Below are 6,315 nucleotides of genomic sequence, written 5' to 3' on the forward strand. Positions count from 1 at the left end.
TCTCACGAAACCTCACGACCGTACGGCGAAAATGAACGGGAGAACCGGACCGCAGTGGTCACATGGCGGACTTGGCCGTCCGCGCGGTCTCCAGGAGTTCCTCGGCGTGGGCCCGGCCTGTGTCCGACTCGAGACCCGCGAGCATCCGCGACAGCTCCTCGACCCGCTCCTCCTCGGTGAGGGTGCGCACACTGGAACGCACCGTCGCATCGGTCGCCGCCTTGGAGACGTGGACATGTGCGTCGGCGAACGCCGCGACCTGAGGCAGGTGGGTGACCACGATGACCTGGTTGTGGACCGCGAGACGGGCGAGCCGTCTCCCGATCTCCACGGCAGCCCGGCCACCGACGCCTGAGTCGACCTCGTCGAAGACCATCGTGCGGCCCGCCCCGGCGAGGATGACCTCCAGAGCGAGCATGACGCGGGAAAGCTCACCGCCGGAGGCGGTGGCCCCCAGCGGGTGGGCGGACCCACCCTGGACCAGCTGGAACTCGACCTCGGTGATGCCGTCGGGACCGCAGTCGGCGGTGGTGGCGTCCTTCCCCGGAACCCTCCCGTCGCCACCGTGGGTGGTGACCTCCACCCGGAATTCCGCGGCCATCTGCAGCCCCTTGATCTCAGCGGTCACGGCCTCAGCGAACCTGGCGGAGGCCGCGATGCGACCGGCCGCGAGCCGGCGGGCGGCGTCGAGCATCTCCTCGGCGGCCTCGGTGACCTTCGTCCGCAGCTCCTCGAGGACGTCATCGGAGACGTCGATGGCCCCGAGCCGCTCCCGCGCCTCGTCCCGCCAGGCCAGTGCACCGTCGACATCGACGGCGAAGGTGCGCAGTTCACGCAGGTCCTGCTGACGCTGCAGCAGGTCCTCCAGGTTCTCCGGATCCGGAGCTGCGGAGAGCATTGTCCCGAGTTCACCGGAGATGTCGGCGAGTTCACCGACCAGGCCCGCCAGACGACTGCCCAGAGCAGCGATTCTCGGGTCGCCGCCCGCCGCAGCCTCCAGGACAGAGGCCGCCATGCCCAGTGCGTCTGCGGCAGACTCCCCCGCGCCCTCAGGGTCCCCGTCGACGGCGGTGAGCGCGGTGGCCACGGCCGCGCGGATGTCATCGGCGTCCTGCAGGCGACTGATCCGCACCTTGAGGTCCTCGTCTTCACCGGGCTGCGGGTCAAGTTCGTCGATCTGCGCCAGTGCATGACGCAGTGTCTCTGCCTCCAGGGCGAGCTCGCGGCGTTTGACGGTCCGGTCGTTGAGATCCCGGGCCAGTCCCGCCCACTGACGGCGCAGACGGCGGTACTCCCGACGGTCACTGTCGAGTCCGGCGAAGTTATCGAGACTACGCAGCTGCTTCACCGGATCCGTGAGCTGGAGCTGGTCGGACTGGCCGTGGATGGTCAGCAGCCGGGAGGTGAACTCGGAAAGCACACCGGCGGCGACAGTCCGGCCCGCCAGGTGCGCCCGGGAACGTCCGGACGCGTTGACCGAGCGGCAGACGACCGCCTCCCCGTCGTCGAGATAGCCCCCGATTTCCTCGACCATCTGAGCGAGTTTGTCGGCGTCCCCGTCTGCCGGGCCACTGTCTGCGTTCCCACCGAGGATGCGGAAGATGCCGTCGACCGACGCTTTGTCGGTGCCACCCCGCACCCGCTGGGCGTCCGCCCGCGCCCCCGAGAGAAGTTTGAGGCCCGTGACCACCATCGTCTTACCCGCACCGGTCTCACCGGTGACGACAGTGAAACCCGAGGCGAACTCCGCCGTGGCTTCCTCGATGACCCCGAGATTCCGGATCTGCAGTTCAGTCAGCATGATGGGGCGAATTCTACCGAACAGATGATCGAGATTCCAGTATTCGGCGCAATCGTCAGCGTCGCGGGCCACGCCACCCGGTGACCGGCAGGCGGAACTTCTTGACCATACGGTCGGCGAACGGCTCGGAGTCCAGGCGCACCCACCGGACGTCCTGCGGGCCACGCCGCACCTCGACCCGGGAGCCGGGCGGCATGTGGATCTGGCGGAACCCGTCCATCACGGCGGTCGCCGGTGACGTCATCGGGTTACTCTCCACGGCGACGGTCGAGTCCGGGGACACGACCAGCGGGCGGGAGAACAGCGCGTGGGCGTTGGAGGGCACGACGAGGATGGACTCCAGCTCCGGCCAGAGGACCGGTCCGCCGGCGGAGAAGGCGTACGCGGTGGACCCGGTCGGGGTGGACACGAGCACACCGTCGCAGCCGAAGGAGCTCACCGGACGCTGGTCGACCTCGAGGATCGCATCCAGCACGCCCTGACGGTTCAGGTTCTCCACGGAGCACTCGTTGAGCGCCCAGCCGGTGCCGAGGACGCGGCCCTGCGCATCACGCACCGTGATCGACAGCGTCATGCGGTTCTCGATGCGGTAGTCGCCGGCGATGACCCGGTCGAGCGCAGCCTGCAGGTCCTCACCCTCCCATTCGGCGAGGAAGCCGATGTGACCCATGTTGACACCGAGGACGGGCACATCCTGGGCGTGGGCGATGTCGGCGGCACGCAGGAAGGTACCGTCACCGCCGAGTACGAGGACGAGGTCCGCGCCGAGTGCGGCGTCCGGGGTGTGCCCGTAGCGGGGGAAGCGCCCGAGGATCTCGTGGCGGGCGACCGGGGCGGGGTCACCGGTGGACATGACGCGGACGGTCAGGCCACCGTCGGAGAGCTGCTGGGCGGCAGCGGCTGCGGAGCTGAGCTTGTCATCTCCGCCGGTGTGCGCCACCAGCAGTACTTCCCGGGGGGCGGGGGTCTCGTCGGTCACTGGGGTCCCTCCTTGACGGCAGAATCGACCATTGCCTGCAGCTGTTCATCATCCGGGGCCGTCACGCCACCGTCTTTGATCAACCACAGAAAGTATTCCACGTTTCCGCTCGGACCGGGCAACGGGGAGGCGGTCACGGCCTTCGTCGACATACCGTGACGCAGTGCTTCACGGGCCACACCGAGAGTCACCTCGGCACGCAGCTCCGGCGAGCGGACGACGCCGCCGTGGCCCAGCCGGTCCTTGCCCACCTGGAACTGCGGCTTGACCATCGGCAGCAGACTGCCACCGTCGCGGACACAGGCAGCCAGTGCCGGCAGCACGAGCTCGATGGAGATGAACGACAGGTCACCGACCATGGCGTCCGCCTGTCCGTCCAGCTGGTCGGGAGTGAGGGTGCGGACGTTGGTGCGGTCGAGCACGGTGACGCGCGGATCGTTCTGCAGCCGCCAGATGAGCTGGCCGTAGCCGACGTCGACGGCGAGGACCTCGGAGACCCCACGGTCCAGGCAGACATCGGTGAAACCGCCGGTGGACGCCCCGGCGTCGAGCACCCGTGTACCTGCCAGGTCGAGGCCCTGCGGTTCGAAGGCCGCGAGAGCGCCGAGAAGCTTGTGTGCACCGCGGGACGCCCACCGGTCGTCGCCACTCTCTGTGACACGGATGGACACCTCGCCGTCGACACCTGTGGCGGGCTTCTTCGCCTCCATACCGTTGACGCTGACCCGGCCGTCGAGGATCATCTCACGGGCGTGCTCGCGTGAGCGGGCGATCTTACGCTTGACGAGCTCAGCGTCGAGACGACGTAGCTGCGTTCCCTTGGACTTGGCCATCAGTGTGTCTCCGCATCCTTCCGGTGCCCGTCCAGCGCATCGGCGATCACCCGGTGGGCACGCTCCAGCAGTTCCGCCTCCTCGGCGCCTTCTGCCTCGGAGGACAGCAGGGCGTCCACCTCTGCGACGAGGGCGTCGGCGTCGAACCGGTCGGGGCCGGGCAGCGGGGCACTCACCGCCACGCCTCCAGGGCGGCGACAGCAGCCGTGTCACCGGGGGCGGCGACGACGGTGAGGTCCTGTCCCCTGTCGTCGGCGGCCCACACCAGCGGCGCGGAGACAGCCAGCGCCTCTGCAGCCATGATCTCGGGAGCGCCGGTGATACCGGACTCCACGACGACCGTGTCGCCGTCCTGCCGTGCGCTCCAGCCCTCGAGGTGGTCCCGCAGGTTCGCGGCGATCCAGGTCGGACGCCAGGTGGTGTGCAGGATCTCGCGGTGCCCGGACACTCCGGTGAGGACGCAGAGGGTGTCCATGCCGGCGGCGATACCGCCGGCGATGTCGGTGTCCAGCCGGTCACCGACGGCCAGCGGACGCTCGGCCCCGAGCTGGCGGGCAGCGACCTCGAACATCGCGGGGCCGGGCTTGCCCGCGCTGTGCGGAGTCACGCCGGTGGCACTGACGACAGCGGCGACAAGTGATCCGTTGCCGATGAGCAGTCCCCGCTCACTCGGCAGGGTGGTGTCCAGGTTGGACGCCACGTACACCGCTCCGCCCCGCACGGCGAGTGCCGCCTCTGAGAGCATCGACCAGTTGTTCTCCGGGCTGTGCCCGTGCAGGACGACGTCGGGGTGTTCATCTGCGGAATCCACGACCCGGAAGCCTGCGTACGTGGCGAGATCCCGGAAGGACGCCGCACCGACCACATAGGCGGTCGGGCGGGTGCCGCCGCCTGCCGGGGCACTGTCCTCCAGCATGGACGCTGCCAGGGTGCAGGCGGCCTGGGCCGAGGTCAGTACGTCAGCAGGTTCCACCTCGAACCCGATGGATGTGAGGTGCTCAGCGACCTGCTGCGGCGAACGGGAGGCATTGTTGGTGACGTACACCGATGCGCGTCCGGCAAGGCCGGCACGGGCCCCGTCGACAGGTACTCCACCGCGGAAGACGGTGCCGTCGAGGTCGACGAGAAGCGCGTCATAGCGGTCGAGGATCTGGTGGGGCGTGGCGGCGAGGGAGGACAGCGACGTCATCGGCGGGTCACTCGCTGAGTTCGGCGAGCCGGTCGTCTGCGTCAAGGACGCCGTGGACGTCGAGCTTCGAGGCCCTGGTGAACCAGGTACGGGCCTCATCGGTACGTCCGGCTTTCGCGAGAGCATCGGCGTAGGCGTAGGTGACACGCAGCGCAGTGACCTCGGGGAGATCGTTGGCAGCGGTCTCCGGCTCGAGGGCGAGGAGAGCCTCGTCCATCTGCTTCAGATCGTGGTGTGCGCCGGCGATGACGATCGCCAGTTCCGCACGCTGCTCCGGATCCAGTTCAGCGACTTCCTCGGATCTCCCGAGCTCAATGGCCTTGTCCGGGTGGTTCAGGCCACGCTCGCAGTCAGCCATGACAGCGAGGAGTCCGGGTCCACCGGCCATACGGCGGGCAGCGCGGAGCTCGGTCAGAGCTTCCTTCCACTCACCGGCATGGTAGGCGGCGATACCGAGGGTCTCGCGGGTGATGGAGACGCGTCCTCCGCGCTCCTTGGCTGCCCGGGCGTGGGCGAGTGCCTTGGCACTGTCCTCGTCCATGAGGGACGCGGCCATGATCAGGTGGCCGGCGACCTTGTCGGCGTTGTCCTTGGACAGGCTGCGGAGCTCCTGGCGGATGGCCGGATCCAGCTCCTTGGGGCTGATGTCGGCGGGTATCTCCGGCTCGTTGAACCGGTCGTTCACACGGTTCTCACGGTAGCCGGAGCGCTGCGGTCCATTGTGGTGGTCACGGCGACGCCCGTCGGGGCGGATGCCGGTGTCGTTCCGGTTGCTACCCCGGCTTCCTCCGCGCCGGTCGTTGTTGCCGCGGTAACCGCCACGACGGTCATCACGGCGACCGTCACGGCGGTCACTGCCACCACGGTAACCACCACGGTGGTCGTCGTCACGTCGATCATCCCGACGCTCACTGTTCCCGCGGTAACCACCACGGCGGTCGTCACGACGCTCGTTGTTGCCCCGGTAACCGCCACGACGGTCCTCCCGACGGTCATTGCTACCGCGGTATCCACCGCGACGATCATCGCCACGGGATTCGTTACGGCCGCGGTAACCGCCCCGGTCCCCCTGCGGGCGACGGTCGCTGCCGCGCTGCTGTCGGCCGCGGTCACGACCGTTGTTGTACGATCCGCTCGTGCCGGAAGACTCGCTCATCAGATACCTTTCTGGAATCAGCTCAACTGTCCCGATTCTAGAGGTCACTGGTGTCCTCGACAACCAGCGTCCGGGCCCACCGGGGAGGGGCTCAGACCGTGCGCTCCCGTTGCTGACATGGTGAAGAGACAGCACAGGCTACACACGCGGAAAAGCGGGGAGGGAGGCACACCAGCCTGGTATGCCTCCCTCCCCGCTTCATCAATTTCAAGTTAGATGCCGGCGGCGTCCTACTCTCCCACACCCTCCCAGGTGCAGTACCATCGGCGCAGGCAGGCTTAGCTTCCGGGTTCGGAAAGGGACCGGGCGTGACCCCACCGCTAAAACCACCGACAAAACACACGAAACAACACACAC

The 6,315-nt window shown here is 68.3% G+C and carries 6 protein-coding genes and 1 rRNA gene; all 7 read right to left on the minus strand.

The window, feature by feature from the left end; translation table 11 throughout:
- Positions 1–58: 58 nt before the first annotated feature.
- The 7 genes from recN to rrf all read right to left on the minus strand — a co-directional run bounded on the left by recN (position 59) and on the right by rrf (position 6,292).
- Positions 59–1,801, minus strand: coding sequence for a DNA repair protein RecN (gene recN, locus Q0A27_RS12565; protein WP_291475978.1), 1,743 nt, complete (start codon positions 1,799–1,801; stop codon positions 59–61).
- 55 nt (positions 1,802–1,856) lie between these two features.
- Positions 1,857–2,780, minus strand: coding sequence for an NAD kinase (locus tag Q0A27_RS12570; RefSeq protein WP_291475979.1), 924 nt, complete (start codon positions 2,778–2,780; stop codon positions 1,857–1,859).
- Positions 2,777–3,613 carry a TlyA family RNA methyltransferase gene (locus Q0A27_RS12575; protein WP_291475981.1) on the minus strand — a complete coding sequence of 279 codons (837 nt, stop codon included), beginning with the start codon at positions 3,611–3,613 and terminating at the stop codon, positions 2,777–2,779. The genes Q0A27_RS12570 and Q0A27_RS12575 overlap by 4 nt, the downstream gene beginning before the upstream one ends.
- Positions 3,613–3,789 (minus strand): hypothetical protein, encoded by a 177-nt coding sequence (locus tag Q0A27_RS12580; RefSeq protein ID WP_291475982.1) that lies wholly within the window; start codon positions 3,787–3,789, stop codon positions 3,613–3,615. Before Q0A27_RS12580 ends, Q0A27_RS12575 begins: the two co-directional genes overlap by 1 nt.
- Positions 3,786–4,802, minus strand: coding sequence for an HAD-IIA family hydrolase (locus Q0A27_RS12585; RefSeq protein ID WP_291475983.1), 1,017 nt, complete (start codon positions 4,800–4,802; stop codon positions 3,786–3,788). Before Q0A27_RS12585 ends, Q0A27_RS12580 begins: the two co-directional genes overlap by 4 nt.
- A gap of 7 nt (positions 4,803–4,809) precedes the next feature.
- The gene (locus Q0A27_RS12590; protein ID WP_291475984.1) at positions 4,810–5,958 is read right to left on the minus strand and encodes a hypothetical protein; all 1,149 of its coding nucleotides are present in this window, start codon (positions 5,956–5,958) and stop codon (positions 4,810–4,812) included.
- A gap of 217 nt (positions 5,959–6,175) precedes the next feature.
- A 5S ribosomal RNA gene (gene rrf, locus Q0A27_RS12595) occupies positions 6,176–6,292 on the minus strand.
- Between the last annotated feature and the right edge of the window lie 23 nt (positions 6,293–6,315).

This window comes from Corynebacterium sp. (assembly GCF_022712275.1).
Lineage (GTDB): Bacteria > Actinomycetota > Actinomycetes > Mycobacteriales > Mycobacteriaceae > Corynebacterium.